Origin of the sequence: Proteus sp. G4380 (assembly GCF_963885725.1) — a bacterium.
Lineage (GTDB): Bacteria > Pseudomonadota > Gammaproteobacteria > Enterobacterales > Enterobacteriaceae > Proteus > Proteus mirabilis.
Genome location: NZ_CAWPAV010000151.1, coordinates 1 through 18,648 on the forward strand (window position 1 = coordinate 1; position 18,648 = coordinate 18,648).

An 18,648-nucleotide genomic window follows, 5' to 3' on the forward strand; every position below is an offset into this window, starting at 1 on the left:
AAAATTGTATATTATTAATAAGTATAGGTCGATTAGAAAAAGTTAAAAATCATATTTTTCTATTAGAATTAATGAAGCATCTTAGCGATGATTTTAAGCTATTAATTATAGGAGATGGTTCAGAAAAAATTCATTTAGAAAACTTTATTGAAAAGAATAATCTTGAAGATAGAGTAAAATTATTTGGAATTAGTGATAACTGCTTAAATATAATGGTAAATTTAGGTAATATCTTTCTTTTCCCTTCGTTACATGAAGGATTAGGAATGTCAGCAATAGAAGCTCAAGCTTGCGGACTCCCTGTAATTTGCTCAACTAATGTTCCTAAGGAAATAAAGCTAACAGAAAATGTATTTTTTCTACCTATAGAAAAAAATGATAAGAAATTATGGATAGATAAGATCTTAGATTTAAAAGATAAAAAGCAAGGGATAAAAGAAAAAATTATTACAGGAGAATATTCTATTGAAAATAATTTTAATAAAATACATGAAATCTACTTGCGCAACTCTTACCCAAAAGAATCAAAATGAAAAAAATTGCCATTACATCAAACACAAGTTGGTATTTATATAATTTTAGAAAAAACACTATAATATCTTTAATAGAAGCTGGATTTAAAGTTTATACTGTTTCACCTATTGATAGTTACTCTAACAAACTAAAAGAATTAGGTGCAGAACATATAAATATCAAAATTGATTCAGCCAGTAAAAATCCTTTGATTGACCTTTATACATTGATTTCATTTTATAAAATATTTAAACAAATTAGATGTAATGCTGTGCTCAATTTCACTCCTAAAAATAATATTTATGGAACATTAGCAGCAAGATTAAACAAAATAAAAGTCATCAATAATATTGCAGGTTTAGGTACATTATTTGTAAATGATACTATTAGTTGTAAACTAGCAAGAAATTTATATCGCTATAGCCAAAAATATGCTGATAAAATATTTTTTCAAAATAACGATGACCTTTCATTATTTTTAGAAAAAAAATATGTCGATAAAGTACAAGTTGATAGATTGCCTGGTTCAGGTGTTGATTTATCTCGCTTTACATTATCATTATCAGAATATAAACATAAATTTAGATTTCTATTAGTGGCAAGAATGCTTTATGAAAAAGGGATTACTTTTTATGTTGAAGCTGCACGTATCTTAAAAGAAAGATATGGCGATAAAGTTGAATTTTGTCTTTTAGGATTTGTTGGTGTAAATAATCCTTCAGCAATCACACATAAACAAATGAATAACTGGGTGGCAGAGGGAATTATTAATTATTTAGGTACATCTGATACCGTAGAAAATGAATTAGCCCAAGCAGATTGTATAGTTCTACCTTCTTTTTACCGAGAAGGAGTGCCAAAAACATTACTAGAAGCTGGAGCTATGGGAAAACCCATAATCACTACTGATAATGTTGGTTGTCGAGAAACAGTTACTCATGGTTTTAATGGATATATATGTCAACCTAAGTCTGTATCAAGCTTAGTTGATGCCATGGATAGATTTATTAACTTACCCTATGAAAAAAAACTAAAAATGGGTCAAAATAGTAGGCAGAAAATCGAAACTGAATTTGATGAAAGAATAGTCATAAAAAAATATTTAGATGCGTTAAAAGAAATTATGTAACTTTAGGATAAAAAATGAAAATCACCATCTCAGGAACCGGCTATGTCGGTCTATCTAATGGGATACTTCTTTCCCAAAACAACAAAGTTGTTGCATTAGATATCAATAAAGAAAAAGTCGAACTATTAAACAAAAAAATCTCTCCTATCTCTGATAAAGAAATTGAAGAGTTTTTAGCCACTAAAGAGCTCGACTTTACAGCAACTTTAGATAAAGAATTCGCTTATAAAGATGCTGAATTTGTTATCATTGCCACTCCTACCGATTATGATCCTAAAACTAACTACTTTAACACCTCTTCTGTAGAGTCGGTTATTCGTGATGTTTTAGAATATAATCCAAACACCACTATGATTATAAAATCAACCATTCCAGTTGGTTTTACTAAACAGATGAGAGAAAAATATCATACCGATAATATTATCTTCTCTCCTGAGTTCTTACGTGAAGGTCGTGCCCTTTACGATAACCTTTATCCATCTCGTATTGTGATTGGTGAGCAATCTGCAAGAGCAGAGAAATTTGCTGAGCTTTTACAACAAGGGGCATTAAAAAAAGATATTGATGTTCTTTTTACTGATTCTACAGAAGCAGAAGCAATTAAGTTATTTGCTAATACTTATCTCGCACTGCGTGTTGCTTATTTTAATGAACTCGATAGCTACGCCCAAGCTTACAATTTAAATGCAAGACAAATTATTGAAGGTGTCTGTTTAGATCCGCGTATTGGTAATCACTATAACAATCCATCATTTGGTTATGGTGGCTACTGCTTACCAAAAGATACGAAACAACTGTTAGCAAATTACGAATCCGTGCCTAATAATATTATTGGCGCCATTGTGGAAGCTAACCGCACCCGTAAAGACTTTATTGCTGATTCTATTATCGCTAAATCACCGAAGATTGTTGGTGTTTACCGTTTAATTATGAAATCAGGCTCTGATAATTTCCGCTCCTCTTCAATTCAAGGCATTATGAAGCGTATTAAAGCAAAAGGCATTGAAGTAGTGATTTATGAGCCAGAAATGAAAGAAGAGACTTTCTTTAACTCAAAATTAATTCATAATTTAGATGAGTTTAAAGCCATGTCTGATGTCATTATTACCAATAGAATGGCTTCAGCACTAAACGATGTTGAAGAAAAAGTTTATACTCGAGACCTCTTTGGTAACGATTAATTAATAGAAACGGATTAATTACGTAATGAAATATTTAGTCACAGGTGCTGCTGGATTTATTGGTTTTCATCTAATAAAAAAACTGATCCAGCAGGGTGAAACCGTTGTTGGTATTGATAACCTTAATGATTATTATGATGTTGCTTTAAAAGAAGCTAGACTTAATCTTTTAAATCAACTAGATAATTTCTCTTTTTCTTTTATTGATTTAGCTGATAGAGAAAAAATTGCTCAATTATTTGAGATTGAGAAATTTGATAGGGTTATTCATTTAGCTGCACAAGCTGGTGTTAGATATTCACTAATTAATCCGTTTTCTTACGCTGATAGTAATTTAACTGGTTTTCTAACTATTTTAGAAGGGTGCCGACACAATAACGTTAAGCATCTTGTTTATGCATCATCAAGTTCAGTCTATGGCTTAAATGATGAATTGCCATTTTCTCCTCATGATCAGGCTAATCATCCTGTTTCTTTATATGCAGCCACTAAAAAAGCTAATGAATTAATGGCGCATAGCTATTCTCATTTATATGGTATTCCGACTACTGGATTACGTTTTTTCACAGTCTATGGCCCTTGGGGACGCCCCGATATGGCATTATTTAAATTTACTAAAGCCATTATTAACAATCAGCCTATAGATATCTATAACCATGGTGAAATGAAACGTGATTTCACTTATGTTGAAGATATTGTAGAAGGTGTTACACGTATTGCTGATGTGATCCCTACAGCCCAGCAAGATTGGAAAGTAAGTACAGGTACTCCAGCAGATAGTTCTGCACCCTATAAGGTTTATAATATTGGTAATGGATCTCCGGTAAATTTAATGGATTACATTAGTGCATTAGAAATACATTTAGGTAAAAAAGCAGATAAAAATATGTTACCAATGCAACCCGGTGATGTGTACACCACATGGGCAGATACTGAGGATTTATTTAAAGCAACTGGCTATAAACCTCAAACAAGCGTTGATGAAGGTGTAAAACAGTTCGTTGATTGGTATAAAAACTATTATCAAGTAAAATAAATAATGCTCAATATCGTCTTATTTGAACCCGAAATTCCACCGAATACGGGTAATATTATCCGCCTGTGTGCCAACACAGGCTTTCATCTTCATTTGATCCAACCATTGGGTTTTACTTGGGATGATAAACGGCTACGTCGTGCAGGGCTTGATTATCGTGAGTTTGCTGATATCAAACAGCATCACGATTATTATGCTTTTTTAGAAAGTGAAGGATTAAGCCCTGATAATGCACAATCCCCGACAGGTGCGCGGTTGTTTGCATTAACCACTAAAGGTACTCCCGCCCATAGTAATGTAAGTTATCAAGATGGGGATTATCTGCTATTTGGCCCTGAGACACGAGGTTTACCACCTTATGTGTTGGATAATATGCCAACACAACAAAAAATCCGTGTGCCAATGTTAGCGGATAGCCGCAGTATGAATCTTTCTAATACGGTTGCCGTGGTTGTTTTTGAGGCATGGCGCCAATTAGGCTATCCGGGTGCGTTATTAAGAGATTGATTTAGTGGTTAGTTTGGTTAATTAAAGTTATTTTAATTCATACTTATTACTTGATTTTATCTTTATTTATAAACTAAAAAAGGTGCTAATATTTATTCAGCACCTTTTTTATAAACCTTTGTTCAAGCATTATACCCGCCTGATATCGGCAATCACTTTCGTGATATACCGACACCCTTCCCCCACATCCTTTAATACTAATGCATGGGCGCCAATAATCGCATTATCACCAATATTAATCTCACCACCAATAATGGATGAATTACAGCCAATATAAACATGATCTCCTACTTGGATATTGGCTTTTCCCCCTTTCTCTTTTACGCCAATAGTCACCCCTTGCATAATAGTGACATATTCCCCCAGTTGGCAGTAATTAGTCAGTACAATGCCAATCGGGTGTGGTAAAGAAAGGCCTTTACCAATACGAGTTTTTAACGAGATATCATTACAGTACTTACGATTATTGCTAGCACCGATCCGAATACCTAATTTATGTAAAAAGCGATGGGGAGAGAAATAAAAATACTGTGCTACCCGCCACCAAAATAGGTAACGGGAACGCTGGCAGAAAAATACTCGATGAAATAGTCTTAACCAACTAAAGGGTTTTTTATCACCAATATATTCAGCCTGTAAGCAATCTTTTAGTTCAGCAAGGGTAACCTTAGCTTGAGCATGCATAGTTAAATACCATCACCACACTCAAAGCCGGGTACAACACCATTAAAGTGTTGATCCATATCGAATGACGGTTTTTCACTATCAGGACGACCGACAATGCGGGCAGGCACCCCGGCCACCGTAGTATGAGCTGGTACTTCATGTAATACTACCGAGCCAGCACCAATTTTAGCACCACGACCAATTTCGATATTACCAAGGATTTTAGCTCCTGCGCCAATCATTACCCCTTCACGCACTTTCGGGTGACGATCACCTCCTGTTTTACCTGTTCCCCCTAAGGTCACAGATTGTAAAATAGAGACATCATTTTCAACCACCGCCGTTTCACCAATCACAATACCTGTCGCATGGTCGAGCATAATACCGTGTCCAATACGTGCCGCTGGGTGGATATCCACCCCAAAGGTGACTGATATTTGGTTTTGTAGATAAATAGCTAGCGCTTGGCGATTTTGTTGCCATAGCCAATGGGCAATACGGTAGGCTTGTAGTGCATGAAACCCTTTTAAATAGAGCAGTGGGGTAGAATATTTATCCACCGCGGGATCACGTAGGCGTACCGCGGAGAGATCACAAGCGGCCGACTCAATCATTGAGCTATCGTGACTATAAGCCTCTTCAACAATTTCGCGAACTGCAATGGCTGGCATAGTCTGAGTTGCCAGCTTATTGGCCAGCATATAGCTTAATGCACTACCTAAATTTTCGTGTTTGAGAAGTGTCGCATGAAAGAAACTGGCTAACATTGGCTCACAATCTGCCAATGCACGCGCTTCGCTTTTAATATGATCCCAGACTCTTGTTAGTTCTTCTAGCGACATACTCACTCTCATTTTTTACACCAAAGCCTAAGTAAATACTTAGGCTTTGAATTTTCAAACAAATGGATAGTTAAAACAGATACCCTAAGAATATTATTTAAAATAAACTGACTATAGGCTACTGTCTATCTCATCTTTGGTTGCTCGCCCTAATAAAGCCAATGCAGCCTCTTTTACATCTTTATGTTGATATAAAATTTGGTAAATCTGTTCGGTGATTGGCATTTCTACACCCACTTGTTCGGCTAATGCGCGAACTTCTTTGGTGTTACGATAACCTTCGACTACCTGGCCAATTTTCTCTTGGGCTGTATCAACATCTAAACCTTGACCTAGCATCATACCAAAGCGACGATTACGTGATTGATTGTCTGTACAGGTTAAAACCAAATCACCCAAACCAGCCATGCCCATAAAAGTTGCCGCATCTGCACCTAAGGCTTTACCTAAACGGCTCATTTCGGCTAGACCTCGGGTAATCAGTGCGGTACGCGCATTAGCGCCAAATCCCATACCATCAGACATACCCGCACCAATAGCAATCACGTTTTTAACAGCGCCACCCAGTTGCACACCGATAAAATCAGGGTTTTTATAGACTCGGAAACTTTTACCACAATGAAATAGCTGTTGTAACTGCTCTAAAAAGAGATTATCCGTCGAGGCCACTGCAATCGCGGTGGGCAAACCCGCGGCAAGCTCTTTAGCAAAAGTAGGGCCAGATAATACTGCGAGCGGGATTTCATTACCTAATACTTCACGGGCAACATCTTGTAATAAGCGACCAGTATGTGCTTCAAGACCTTTTGTCGCCCAAACAACACGTGCATCCTGACGTAAAAAGGGTTTGATTTGTTGCAGTACTTCACCAAACACATGGCTTGGGATCACCACAAGAATATTACGGCTCGCTTCAATCGCTTTTTGCAAAGAAGCTTCCATATATAAACTATCAGGAAAGGAAACATCGGGCAGAAAGGCTTGATTACAGCGCGCTTGTTCTAATGCCGCAACGTGCTTGGGATCATGCCCCCACAGCACAACATCGTGCCCATTACGCGCTAAGGTAATCGCTAAAGCGGTGCCGTATGAACCGGCACCGATAACTGTCATAGAAGCGTTCATTAAGCTTCTTCAACTCCTGAGTTTGCTGCATCCTGTTGCTGTTGTTGCTGTAAATAGTTCATAAACAACGCATCAAAGTTAACAGGTGCTAAGTTTAATTGTGGGAAAGTACCACGACCCACTAAGTTGGTGATACATTCACGTGCATAAGGGAATAGTACGTTCGGGCAGTATGCACCTAAGCAATGTGCTAATTGTGTACCTTCGATACCTTCAACAGTAAAGATACCTGCTTGTTGTACTTCACACAGGAAAGCGGTTTCTTCTTCCATTGTTGCCGTAACAGTGACACGTAAGATAACTTCATATACATTTTCAGCTAGCGTATTAGAAGAAGTATCTAAATCTAATTTAACTTCTGGTTGCCACTCTTTTTGGAAAACTTGTGGGGCATTTGGCGCTTCGAAAGAGATATCTTTTGTGTAGATACGTTGAATTTGAAAAGTCATCTCTTGGTTTTGCTGTTCTGACATAATAATCTTACCTTTTTATATCCTTATTAAATTGAATAGCAGTAAGTATAGAACTCAATCTGCCCGCTCGTTACTTTTTACCTTTTGCCAGTGGTAAATTCTCACCACTCCAACCTGAAAGACCATCTTTTAAAATAAAGACTTTTTCAAAACCTAATTTGATAAGGCTTTCAGCAGGTTTTGCACCCTCAATACCTGATGGTGATACCACAATTACCGGCTGTGATTTATATTTCTCCAGCTCAGCAATATTGTTACTTTTGATCTCAGAAGGCGTTAAATTGATAGAATCGATGATGTGTCCTTTACGGAACTCATCACGGCTACGGATATCAACACAAACCGCATTCTCTTTGTTTATCAAAGAAATCGCTTCTGTACGGGAAATATTTTTCGTTTTAGAAAAAAGGCCTTTAAAGGTCAATACAATGACCGCCACCAGCAGCGCAATCCAGATAAAACTTAACAGGGTGTGCCGGCTAAAAAATTGCATTACTTCTTGCAGCATAGGATGCAATCACTCTCGTTAGTTAAAAATAGTATTAAAGAGCCAAAGTATACCTTTGTCATGGCGCAATTACAGCCTATTCCTTCGTTTCTCTTTCAGTTTTTGCGGAAAGTTTCTCAACAATCATTTTTTTTATTGACGGATTTATGTACCATTAGCGCCGAAAAATCCTGTAAAACAGCGTTTAAAAGAGTCTCTCTTTTCACTTTACCGGATCTCTCTTCAGGTAAGCTATTAAGAAATCAGCATTCATCATCAAAGCCTGTGACAAAAATAGTCACTCGTACGTAGAATTTCACACCTGTCTGAGATACAACCACTATTTGTTATTTATTAAAAGTATTGAGAACACGAGCATGTCGCAAACAAATCAAGTGCCTAAAATTGGATTCGTTTCTTTAGGTTGTCCTAAAAATTTGGTGGACTCTGAACGTATCCTCACCGAACTGCGTACAGAAGGTTATCAAGTTGTTCCTACCTATGATGATGCTGATTTAGTCATCGTCAATACCTGTGGCTTTATTGATAGCGCAGTACAAGAATCTCTTGAAGCCATTGGCGAAGCACTCGATGAAAACGGTAAAGTTATCGTCACTGGTTGTTTAGGTGCCAAAGAAAATCAAATCCGTGAAGTTCACCCAAAAGTGCTGGAAATCACCGGCCCTCATAGTTATGAACAAGTGTTATCACATATTCATCACTATGTTCCCAAACCTTCCCATAACCCATTTACCAGCTTGGTTCCCGAGCAGGGCGTTAAATTAACCCCTCGTCATTACGCTTATCTAAAAATTTCTGAAGGTTGTAATCACCGTTGTACTTTTTGCATTATTCCTTCAATGCGAGGTGATTTAGACAGTCGCCCAATTGGTGAAGTGTTAAATGAAGCGAAAAGATTAGTCAATGCTGGGGTGAAAGAGTTACTGGTTATCTCACAAGATACTTCCGCTTATGGAGTTGATACCAAACATCAAACCGGTTTTTGGGATGGTATGCCCGTTAAAACCAGTATGGTCAGTTTATGTGAACAACTGGCAAAATTAGGGATTTGGGTACGTTTACATTATGTTTACCCTTATCCACATGTGGATGAGGTTATTCCATTAATGGCAGAAGGCAAAATTTTGCCTTATTTAGATATTCCGCTACAACACGCTAGCCCGAAAGTGCTGAAATTAATGAAGCGCCCAGGCTCTGTTGAGCGTACTTTAGAGCGTGTAAAACGTTGGCGAGAAATTTGTCCTGAATTAACGTTACGTTCAACCTTTATTGTCGGTTTCCCGGGAGAAACAGAAGAAGATTTCCAAATGCTATTGGATTTCTTAACCGAAGCTCGTTTAGATCGCGTGGGTTGTTTTAAGTATAGCCCCGTTGAAGGTGCGAAAGCGAATGAATTACCTGATCAAGTTCCTGAAGAGGTAAAAGAAGAGCGTTACCATCGTTTTATGCAACTACAGCAACAAATTTCCACCGAGCGTCTGCAAGAGAAAATAGGTAAAGTTTTACCGGTTATCATTGATGAAGTGGATGAAGAAGGTGCTATTGGCCGTAGTATGGCGGATGCACCGGAAATTGATGGTGCTGTTTACCTTAATGAGCAGTTTGATGTCGAGCCAGGACAGATTGTACGTGTGCTAATTGAGCATGCCGATGAATATGATCTGTGGGGTACCATCGTCGAACAATAATTTATCCTGTGTACAGCGTGATAACTATTCTATTGCGCTGTTACACATTGTGCTGCTTTTTTCCTCTTTCCGACTATTATTGCTTTATTATCATCTCTGAGTTCATTAGATTAACTGTTAGGTATTATCTGAAATTACGACTTTATTTCCTGTTAACTGGTCAGTTGATTAGCGACATGAAATAATCTTATAAACTGTTATTAAAGGTACTTTGGTCAGATGGCAGAGAAAAAGGATCTTCAGAACACAACACACCGTACTTACCGTGTATTTTCTTTACCGTTAATCACGCTACTGATTAGCACATCTCTGTTTTCTGCAACCAGCGCTTTTGCCAATACATTAACGGATAATCGTAGTCAGTTAAAAGATCTACAAACCACCATTGCTGAAAAAGAAAAGCGCGTTCAAGAGCAACAAAAACAGCGCACGGCTTTACTTGGACAACTCAAATCACAAGAGACACAAATCGCTAATGCCAGCCGCTCTGTGCATGAGACGCAAAACCGCTTACAAACCTTAGCTAAAGAGATCAAAACCATCACCGCAAATATTGCCCGATTGCAAAAGCAATATAACGAGCAACAAGCACTGTTAGCACGCCAACTCGATGCGGCTTACCGACAAGGAAAACATCAAGGTATTGAGTTACTGTTTCGCGGTGAAGAAGGTCAGCGAGAAGAGCGGATCTTAGCCTATTACAGTTATATAAATGAAGCGCGTAAACAGTCAATGGAGCAATTGGCGCAAACTTCCAAAGAGCTACAGGCAGAAAAAGACGCCCAACAAGCGAAACAGAACGAGCAAAAGCAGGTACTCACCAAACAGCAACAAGAGAAACAAAAACTAGATAATGCGCTAGCTGCACGTCAAAAAACATTAACGCAACTAGAATCAACCTTAAAAGAAGATCAACGCAATTTAGCCACCATGCGTGCTAATGAAACACGCTTAAGAAATAAAATTGCTCAAGCAGAGCGTGAAGCCAAAGCGCGAGCTGAGCGTGAAGCACGGGAAGCTGCTCGTATTGCCGCCAAGCAACGTGAAGCGCAACAGCGTGGTTCGACCTATAAACCCACCGCCGAAGAACGCTCTTTAATGTCCCGTACTGGCGGATTGGGTAAACCTGCAGGTCAGGCTATTTGGCCTATTAGAGGCAGTTTATTACACCGCTTTGGTGAGTCTATTTCTGGCTCGGGTGAATTACGTTGGAAAGGAATTGTGATCCCCGCAGCACAAGGCACCGAAGTAAAAGCGATTGCGGATGGTCGGGTGCTGTTAGCCGACTGGCTACAAGGATATGGTTTAGTGGTCGTCGTCGAGCACGGCAAAGGGGATATGAGCCTTTATGGCTATAACCAAAGTGCGTTAGTCAATGTTGGTCAGCAAGTCAAAGCTGGACAACCTATCGCCTTGGTAGGAAACAGTGGTGGACAAGAGCGTTCAGCGCTCTATTTTGAAATTAGACGCCAAGGAAAAGCAGTCAACCCAGTTCCTTGGCTTGGGAGGTAGCTTTGCATTTACTTGGCACATTACAACGAAATATCGCGCTAACACTTAGTTTAATGTTGCTAAGTTTTCTATTCAGTGCACCTGCTTTTTCGGCAAAATTGGCTATTGTTATTGATGATTTTGGTTATCGAAAAAAAGAAGATAACCAAATCTTACAACTGCCAACAGCCGTTTCTATTGCCATATTACCCAACTCACCCCATGGTAAAGAGATGGCGACGAAAGCCCATGCCCAAGGACGAGAAATTCTTATTCATATGCCAATGGCACCCATTAGCAAACAGCCATTAGAAAAAGATACCTTAAAGCCTTCCATGGATCAGGCTGAAATTAATCGTATTATTCAAAATGCAATTAATCGTGTGCCTTATGCTGTGGGTATGAATAATCATATGGGGAGTGCGATGACATCGGATAGGCAAGCGATGGATAGAGTGATCAAAGCCCTTAATCATTCTGATCTCTATTTTCTTGATAGTGTCACTATAGGCAATACGCAAGCGGCCACGGCAGCCAAAGCGGCTGGCGTTCCTTCTTTACGCCGGCATGTATTTTTAGATAATGTGCAAACAGAAGCAGAAACCCGACAACAGCTTAATCGTGCTATTAATTTAGCGCGTAAAAATGGTTTTGCCATTGCCATTGGTCACCCCCACCCTTCAACCGTAAGGGCATTACAACAGCAGTTACCACTACTACCTGCCGATATTCAGCTAGTCGCACCCAGTGGTTTGTTAACCCCTTCACCAGACAGCCCAATGGTGCAAGAGCCACCCGCTGTTATACCGCCAACAGAGCAATCTAAAGAGCCAAAACCTGCAACATGGTTAAAGCCAGCACAACAAGCCATTATTTCAATGAAAAAAAGTACTCTTATGAAAGTACTTACTAAAAAATTAATGACCTTCGAACAAGATAAGCAATTCCCTTCCCAGCATTTAGAAAGCAACAAAGATAAAGTCGAATAAATAAAAATATTTAGTGGAAAATATTCAGATCAAATTAGGTTACTTGAAGAAAAAGAAGATGATATTAATTTCTATTTTTTGAGAGGACTAGGCTAATTGTTTTGTTTATTATATCCCCAAAAGACAAATCCCAAGGTCTGCTAACTAAAGCTCGCCTCGGGACTCTAAGTAGATTGTTTAAGGGCGCATAACAACACAAGTTGCCAGTGGGGCCAAAAAACTGCTCTGAAAGGGATTATAGAAAAACATGGCGGAAAGTCAACAACCTTACCCATATACAGAAATAGTTAACTTAAAACAAAAAGCACATTAAAAAGAATATTGCTATTTTTGGTGATCCTAAAAGTTTTCTTCATGCAAAGAAAATATTTCAAAGTAAAAAAATAAAATATCTAGTTGTTACAAATTCAAATAATCTTGTTAGAGGAATAATAGAAAAGCCTCATCGACAAATATAATACAAACCTATTTTCCCCTTAATATAGGTATTTATTTAAAAGAGGTAGCGCCCTTTCACCGTTCAGGGCGCTTTATAACTCCTACTGCCAATCTAAAATTACTTTGCCCGATTGACCTGAACGCATAATATCAAAGCCTTTTTGGAATTCATCGATAGGAAATTGATGAGTAATAATCGGTGAGAGATCAAGACCCGACTGGATCAGCGCCGCCATCTTATACCATGTTTCAAACATCTCACGACCATAAATACCTTTAATAAATAATCCTTTAAAAATGACTTGTCCCCAATCAATAGCCATATCTGAAGGAGGAATACCCAGTAAAGCAATACGACCACCATGATTCATCGTACTAAGCATGGTACGAAAAGCCGGTGGCGCACCGGACATTTCTAATCCAACATCAAAGCCTTCGGTCATACCTAATTCTTTCATCACATCTGTTAGATTTTCCTTGCTAACATTGACTGCACGGGTGACACCCATTTTTTTAGCCAGATCAAGGCGATATTCATTAACATCGGTGATCACCACATGGCGTGCCCCCACATGTTTACAGATTGCAGCCGCCATAATACCAATGGGTCCCGCACCTGAAACCAGTACATCTTCCCCCACTAAATCAAAAGATAACGCCGTGTGTACTGCGTTACCAAAGGGATCAAAAATAGCCGCCAGTTCATCTGGAATATTGTCAGGAATTTTAAATGCATTAAAAGCGGGAATAACCAGATATTCCGCAAAACAACCGGGACGATTTACGCCAACACCAATGGTATTACGGCATAAGTGTGTACGCCCACCACGGCAATTACGACAATGACCGCAAGTAATATGCCCTTCCCCCGAGACGCGATCACCAATATTAAAACCTTTAACCTCTTGGCCAATAGCAACAATCTCACCAATATATTCATGGCCGACCACCATGGGAACCGGTATGGTTTTTTGTGACCACTCATCCCAGTTATAAATATGAACATCTGTACCACAAATGGCAGTTTTACGGATCTTGATCATCACATCGTTATGACCAAGCTCAGGTACGGGTACATCGGTCATCCAGATACCGGGTTGTGCTTTTAATTTTGACAATGCTTTCATATTAGAACCTTATGCAATCACATTAAGTTGCTTACCGATTTTAATAAATGCAGCAATAGCACGTTCAATTTGTTCTGGGGTGTGTGCCGCTGACATTTGTGTACGAATACGTGCTTGCCCTTGTGGTACTACTGGGTAGAAAAAGCCAGTGACATAAATACCTTCATCAAGTAAACGTGCTGCAAATTGTTGCGCTAGTTTGGCATCTCCTAACATCACAGGAATAATCGCGTGATCAGCCCCCGCCAAAGTAAAACCTGCTGCCGTCATTTTTTCACGAAAAAGTGCTGCGTTACGCCATAAACAAGCGCGCAGTTCATCCCCTGATTTCAGCATATCTAAAACTGCAATAGAGGCGCTCACAATTGCAGGGGCTAAAGAATTTGAGAATAGATAAGGACGAGAGCGTTGACGTAACCACTCCACCACTTCTTTACGAGCTGCGGTATAACCACCCGATGCGCCACCTAAAGCTTTACCTAATGTTCCTGTGATGATATCGACGCGATCTAATACATCACAATACTCATGAGTACCGCGCCCTTGTGTGCCGACAAAACCCACCGCATGCGAGTCATCGACCATCACTAATGCGCCATATTCGTCAGCCAAATCACAGATACTTTTTAGATCAGCAATCACCCCATCCATAGAGAACACCCCATCGGTGGCAATCATAATATGGCGGGCATTATCTGCTTTGGCCTGTTCAAGTTGGGCACGTAACACCGCCATATCGTTATTGGCATAGCGATAACGCTTGGCTTTACATAAACGAACACCATCAATAATCGATGCGTGATTTAGCGCATCAGAAATAATTGCATCTTCAGATCCCATCAGTGTTTCAAATAACCCACCATTGGCATCAAAACAAGAGGAGTACAAAATGGCATCTTCCATACCCAAAAATTCAGCGATGTTCTTTTCTAATGTTTTATGTAGATCTTGCGTTCCGCAGATAAAACGTACCGATGCCATACCAAAACCGTGGCTATCCATTCCCGCTTTCGCCGCTGCAATAAGTTGTGGGTGGTTAGCTAAACCTAAGTAGTTATTGGCACAAAAGTTAATAACATGACTACCATCAGCAACCGCAATATCGGCACTTTGCGAAGAAGTGATGATCCGCTCATTTTTAAATAAGCCATCTTGACGTGTTTGTTCGAGTTGTTGATTAATTTGTTGATAGAAAGAGTGAGTAGACATGCTTTCTCCTAAGGCAGAGACGAAAAGAGATAAGAGCTAGAGTTGACTATAATATAATCATTATTGTTTCTTATTTTATGCTTTTGTTCGATTAAAAACGACAAATGTAAATAAATAATGTTATTTGTGTAATTAAGATCACTAATCATCACTGCGATTTTCAAGAATTTCAGTCTACTCTTCTATGATGAATGCTACCGTTCACGCTGTTCAGTGTTATTATAGTTGCAGAGCTAATTTTTAGATTTTATATAAAGGGGTAGCCATATGATTATCGTCACTGGCGGTGCAGGTTTTATCGGCAGCAATATTGTTAAAGCATTAAATGATGAAGGTTATACCGATATTTTAGTGGTTGATAACCTAAAAGATGGCACAAAATTTGTGAATCTTGTCGATCTTAATATCGCTGACTATATGGATAAAGAAGACTTTATTGCCAGTATTGTAGCCGGTGATGATTTTGGTGATATTGATGCCGTATTCCATGAAGGAGCATGCTCTTCTACTACCGAATGGGATGGCAAATATATGATGGATAATAACTATCAATATTCTAAAGAGTTACTGCATTATTGCCTCGATCGCCAAATTCCTTTCTTATATGCCTCTTCTGCTGCCACTTATGGTGGCCGTACTGATCATTTTATTGAAGAAAGAAAATATGAAGCCCCACTTAATGTCTATGGCTACTCTAAATTCTTATTTGATGAATATGTGCGCCAAATTTTACCTGAAGCACAATCTATGGTGTGTGGTTTCCGTTATTTCAATGTGTATGGCCCCCGTGAAGGGCATAAAGGCAGTATGGCCAGTGTCGCCTTCCATTTAAATACACAAGTCAATGACGGGCAAAATCCCAAATTATTTGAAGGTAGTGAAACCTTCCAACGTGACTTTATTTATGTGGGGGATGTGGCTGCGGTTAATTTATGGTTCTGGCGCAACAATGTCTCCGGTATTTATAATTGTGGTACCGGCCGCGCAGAATCGTTCCAAGCCGTGGCTGATGCAGTTATCGCTTATCATAACGATAAAGATCTCTCTGTTGAGCATATTGAATTCCCTGAGAAACTCAAAGGTCGTTATCAAGCCTTTACACAAGCTGATCTGACAAATTTACGCAAAGCAGGCTACAGCGCCCCTTTTAAAACGGTCGCAGAAGGTGTTGCTCTTTATATGCAATGGTTAAATCAGGATAAGTAATCGCGGTTTATGAAAATTTTTGTGGTAGGGCCTTCTTGGGTTGGGGATATGATGATGTCCCAAAGCCTATATCGTACATTAAAAGCGTTACATCCTGCGGCAACTATTGATGTGATGGCACCCGCTTGGTGTCGTCCATTATTAGAGAAAATGCCCGAGGTCGATAATGCCATTGCTATGCCTTTAGGTCACGGTGCCTTAGCAATTGGTGAGCGTCGCCGCTTAGGTAAACAACTAAAAGCCAAAGGTTATACTCATGCTTATGTTTTACCTAACTCATTTAAATCCGCTTTAGTGCCGTTCTTTGCCGCTATTCCTAAACGTACTGGCTGGCGAGGAGAAATGCGTTATGGATTATTAAATGATTTACGCCCATTGGATAAAGCCGCATTTCCATTAATGGTAGAGCGTTATGTTGCGCTTGCTTACGATAAACAGCAGGTACATTCAGCCGCTGATTTACCAAAGCCGTTATTATGGCCAAAACTGGCTGTCTCTGACAAAGATATCACTACCACACTTAAGCACTTTTCATTATCTACACAGCGCCCTGCTATCGGTTTTTGTCCGGGGGCGGAATTTGGTCCTGCTAAACGCTGGCCTCATTACCACTACGCGACATTAGCCCAGAAACTTATTAGCGAATATGGCTATCAGATTTTCTTATTCGGTTCACAAAAAGATAAGCCTGCAGGGGAAGAGATCAAACACGCCTTAACCCCCGATGCCCAAGCTGCTTGTATTAATCTGGCCGGTGAGACTTCTCTTGAGCAAGCCGTTAACCTCATTGCCGCTTGTAAAGCCGTGGTCAGTAACGATTCTGGCTTAATGCATGTCGCCGCAGCATTAGAGCGTCCATTAGTTGCCCTTTATGGCCCAAGTAGTCCCGACTTTACCCCCCCGTTATCCGATAAAGCTCGTGTTATTCGTTTAATTACTGGCTATCACAAAGTGCGTAAAGGCGATGCTGAACAAGGTTATCACCAAAGCTTAATCGACATTCAACCGGAACAAGTCTTTAGCGAACTCGAGCAATTACTCGCTACGGAGCCATCGCTATGAAGCGGGTACTGATTGTTAAAACCTCTTCCATGGGGGATGTACTGCATACCCTACCGGCATTAACTGATGCAAGAGCAGCATATCCTGAGATCTGTTTTGATTGGGCCGTTGAAGAAGGTTTTGCGCAAATTCCAAGCTGGCACCCAGCTGTTGATACCGTTATTCCTGTCGCAATACGCCGTTGGCGTAAAAACTGGTTTAGTGCGCCTATTCGCGCTGAACGTGCACAATTTCGTCACGCGATACAAGCACATCATTATGATGCGGTGATTGATGCCCAAGGTTTACTAAAAAGCGCTTTTTTAGTTACACGCTATGCGAAAGGCACTAAACACGGCTATTCTCGTCACAGTGCTAGAGAGCCTTTAGCGAGTTTTTTCTATGATATTCGCCACAATGTCAGTAAAAAAATGCATGCGGTAGAGCGTATCCGCCAGCTATTTGCCCTTAGCCTTAATTACCCACTTCCCACCACTCAAGGGGACTATGGTATAGCACAGCATTTTCTCTCATTACCCGCTATTGATAAACGCCCTTATTTAGTCTTCTTACACGCCACTACCCGTGATGAGAAACATTGGCCCGAGACCCATTGGCGAGAGTTAATTGCATTACTGGCGAATTCAGGTTTACGTATCAAACTACCTTGGGGCGCAGAGCATGAACATCAGCGTGCAATACGCCTTGCTCAAGGTTTTGACTATGTTGATGTATTACCCAAAATGTCACTCGCAGAAGTGGCTCAAGTGATTGCCGGAGCGCAAAGTGTCGTTTCTGTCGATACCGGATTAAGCCATTTAACCGCAGCCTTAGATAAGCCGAATATTACCCTCTTTGGCCCTACCGATCCGGGATTAATCGGCGGTTATGGTAAGGCACAAAGGTCGTTAAAAGCAGCAGGTGGGGATATTGGTGAGATTCAGGCACTAGATGTGCTAAAATCTTTCACTCATGTGTAAAAAGAAAATATATTTTTACTTGTGCAACTATTACCTATTTTTTAGTATATTTTAGGATCCATTATGATTTTATCTATTATAGTTAACATAAAAAATCTAGAGGATTTAGTAGAAAAATGTGTTAACTCCATTTCTTATAGCTTAAGGAATTGTGATCCAAATGACTATGAAGTTCTTCTTATAGATGACAACTCAACAGATAGAACAGAAAATATTTTAAAAAAATATGTAAATCATCATCCTTCATTCCATTATAATAAAGTATTCTTTAATAATGTTGGTAAGGCAAGAAAACACGCTATTTCTTTATGTAAAGGTGATTATATTACATTTATAGATGGTGATGACTTCTTCTCTGATTTTGATATGTTAGATATTTTTACTATTCTTAATAAAGAAGAACCAGATCTATTTATAACTAAAATACAAGAAGTTTTTAATGAAAAACAAATAATAAAAGAACAAGGAAAAATAGAATATAGAACAGAAAGTAAAGATG

The 18,648-nt window shown here is 39.3% G+C and carries 20 protein-coding genes; 13 read left to right on the top strand and 7 right to left on the bottom strand.

Going from position 1 to position 18,648, the window contains the following annotated elements:
* The 5 genes from AACU98_RS13570 to trmL all read left to right on the top strand — a co-directional run.
* Positions 1 to 533 (top strand): glycosyltransferase (locus AACU98_RS13570; RefSeq protein ID WP_161734903.1); only part of this gene is annotated, 533 nt, incomplete at its 5' end.
* Positions 530 to 1,642, top strand: coding sequence for a glycosyltransferase family 4 protein (locus AACU98_RS13575; protein WP_161734905.1), 1,113 nt, complete (start codon positions 530 to 532; stop codon positions 1,640 to 1,642). The genes AACU98_RS13570 and AACU98_RS13575, both read left to right, overlap by 4 nt.
* A 14-nt stretch (positions 1,643 to 1,656) precedes the next feature.
* Positions 1,657 to 2,823 carry a nucleotide sugar dehydrogenase gene (locus tag AACU98_RS13580; RefSeq protein WP_004246446.1) on the top strand — a complete coding sequence of 389 codons (1,167 nt, stop codon included), beginning with the start codon at positions 1,657 to 1,659 and terminating at the stop codon, positions 2,821 to 2,823.
* A gap of 25 nt (positions 2,824 to 2,848) precedes the next feature.
* Entirely contained in the window at positions 2,849 to 3,859 is a 1,011-nt protein-coding gene (locus tag AACU98_RS13585; protein ID WP_012368665.1) for an NAD-dependent epimerase, read from the top strand.
* Positions 3,860 to 3,862: 3 nt separating this feature from the next.
* Positions 3,863 to 4,366, top strand: coding sequence for a tRNA (uridine(34)/cytosine(34)/5-carboxymethylaminomethyluridine(34)-2'-O)-methyltransferase TrmL (gene trmL, locus AACU98_RS13590; RefSeq protein WP_004246449.1), 504 nt, complete (start codon positions 3,863 to 3,865; stop codon positions 4,364 to 4,366).
* Positions 4,367 to 4,495: 129 nt separating this feature from the next.
* On the opposite strand, the gene AACU98_RS13595 is transcribed toward trmL, so the two are convergent.
* The 5 genes from AACU98_RS13595 to AACU98_RS13615 all read right to left on the bottom strand — a co-directional run bounded on the left by AACU98_RS13595 (position 4,496) and on the right by AACU98_RS13615 (position 7,980).
* On the bottom strand, positions 4,496 to 5,050 hold the full coding sequence (locus tag AACU98_RS13595; protein ID WP_012368664.1) for a serine acetyltransferase: 555 nt from the start codon (positions 5,048 to 5,050) through the stop codon (positions 4,496 to 4,498).
* Positions 5,051 to 5,052: 2 nt separating this feature from the next.
* A complete protein-coding gene (cysE, locus tag AACU98_RS13600; RefSeq protein ID WP_004249733.1) occupies positions 5,053 to 5,874 on the bottom strand; it encodes a serine O-acetyltransferase in 822 nt (273 codons plus the stop codon).
* 111 nt (positions 5,875 to 5,985) lie between these two features.
* On the bottom strand, positions 5,986 to 6,999 hold the full coding sequence (gene gpsA / locus AACU98_RS13605; RefSeq protein ID WP_004246453.1) for an NAD(P)H-dependent glycerol-3-phosphate dehydrogenase: 1,014 nt from the start codon (positions 6,997 to 6,999) through the stop codon (positions 5,986 to 5,988).
* Positions 6,999 to 7,472 (bottom strand): protein-export chaperone SecB, encoded by a 474-nt coding sequence (secB, locus tag AACU98_RS13610; RefSeq protein ID WP_004246454.1) that lies wholly within the window; start codon positions 7,470 to 7,472, stop codon positions 6,999 to 7,001. The genes gpsA and secB overlap by 1 nt, the downstream gene beginning before the upstream one ends.
* Positions 7,473 to 7,542: 70 nt before the next feature.
* The gene (locus AACU98_RS13615) at positions 7,543 to 7,980 is read right to left on the bottom strand and encodes a rhodanese-like domain-containing protein (protein ID WP_004246455.1); all 438 of its coding nucleotides are present in this window, start codon (positions 7,978 to 7,980) and stop codon (positions 7,543 to 7,545) included.
* A gap of 3 nt (positions 7,981 to 7,983) precedes the next feature.
* Here AACU98_RS13615 and AACU98_RS13620 point away from each other — a divergent pair, with 3 nt between their 5' ends.
* The 4 genes from AACU98_RS13620 (at position 7,984) to AACU98_RS13635 (ending at position 12,148) form a co-directional block, all read left to right on the top strand.
* Positions 7,984 to 8,271, top strand: coding sequence for a hypothetical protein (locus tag AACU98_RS13620; RefSeq protein WP_071531011.1), 288 nt, complete (start codon positions 7,984 to 7,986; stop codon positions 8,269 to 8,271).
* A 65-nt stretch (positions 8,272 to 8,336) separates the two neighbouring features.
* Entirely contained in the window at positions 8,337 to 9,668 is a 1,332-nt protein-coding gene (rimO, locus tag AACU98_RS13625; RefSeq protein ID WP_004246457.1) for a 30S ribosomal protein S12 methylthiotransferase RimO, read from the top strand.
* 219 nt (positions 9,669 to 9,887) lie between these two features.
* A complete protein-coding gene (gene envC / locus AACU98_RS13630; protein ID WP_004246458.1) occupies positions 9,888 to 11,180 on the top strand; it encodes a murein hydrolase activator EnvC in 1,293 nt (430 codons plus the stop codon).
* A gap of 2 nt (positions 11,181 to 11,182) precedes the next feature.
* Complete coding sequence (locus tag AACU98_RS13635; RefSeq protein ID WP_004249736.1) at positions 11,183 to 12,148, top strand: divergent polysaccharide deacetylase family protein; 966 nt, start codon at positions 11,183 to 11,185, stop codon at positions 12,146 to 12,148.
* A 539-nt stretch (positions 12,149 to 12,687) separates the two neighbouring features.
* Here AACU98_RS13635 and tdh read toward each other — a convergent pair.
* The gene (gene tdh / locus AACU98_RS13640; RefSeq protein WP_004246460.1) at positions 12,688 to 13,713 is read right to left on the bottom strand and encodes an L-threonine 3-dehydrogenase; all 1,026 of its coding nucleotides are present in this window, start codon (positions 13,711 to 13,713) and stop codon (positions 12,688 to 12,690) included.
* Positions 13,714 to 13,722: 9 nt separating this feature from the next.
* A complete protein-coding gene (locus AACU98_RS13645) occupies positions 13,723 to 14,922 on the bottom strand; it encodes a glycine C-acetyltransferase (protein WP_012368662.1) in 1,200 nt (399 codons plus the stop codon).
* A gap of 267 nt (positions 14,923 to 15,189) precedes the next feature.
* Here AACU98_RS13645 and rfaD point away from each other — a divergent pair, with 267 nt between their 5' ends.
* From rfaD to AACU98_RS13665, 4 genes are all read left to right on the top strand, one after another.
* On the top strand, positions 15,190 to 16,128 hold the full coding sequence (gene rfaD, locus AACU98_RS13650; protein ID WP_012368661.1) for an ADP-glyceromanno-heptose 6-epimerase: 939 nt from the start codon (positions 15,190 to 15,192) through the stop codon (positions 16,126 to 16,128).
* Positions 16,129 to 16,137: 9 nt separating this feature from the next.
* Entirely contained in the window at positions 16,138 to 17,190 is a 1,053-nt protein-coding gene (rfaF, locus tag AACU98_RS13655; protein ID WP_012368660.1) for an ADP-heptose--LPS heptosyltransferase RfaF, read from the top strand.
* Positions 17,187 to 18,149, top strand: a complete 963-nt coding sequence (rfaC, locus tag AACU98_RS13660) for a lipopolysaccharide heptosyltransferase RfaC (protein ID WP_012368659.1) — start codon at positions 17,187 to 17,189, stop codon at positions 18,147 to 18,149. Before rfaF ends, rfaC begins: the two co-directional genes overlap by 4 nt.
* A gap of 63 nt (positions 18,150 to 18,212) precedes the next feature.
* Positions 18,213 to 18,648: glycosyltransferase family 2 protein (locus AACU98_RS13665; protein WP_161734907.1), on the top strand; the 436-nt coding region annotated here is incomplete at its 3' end.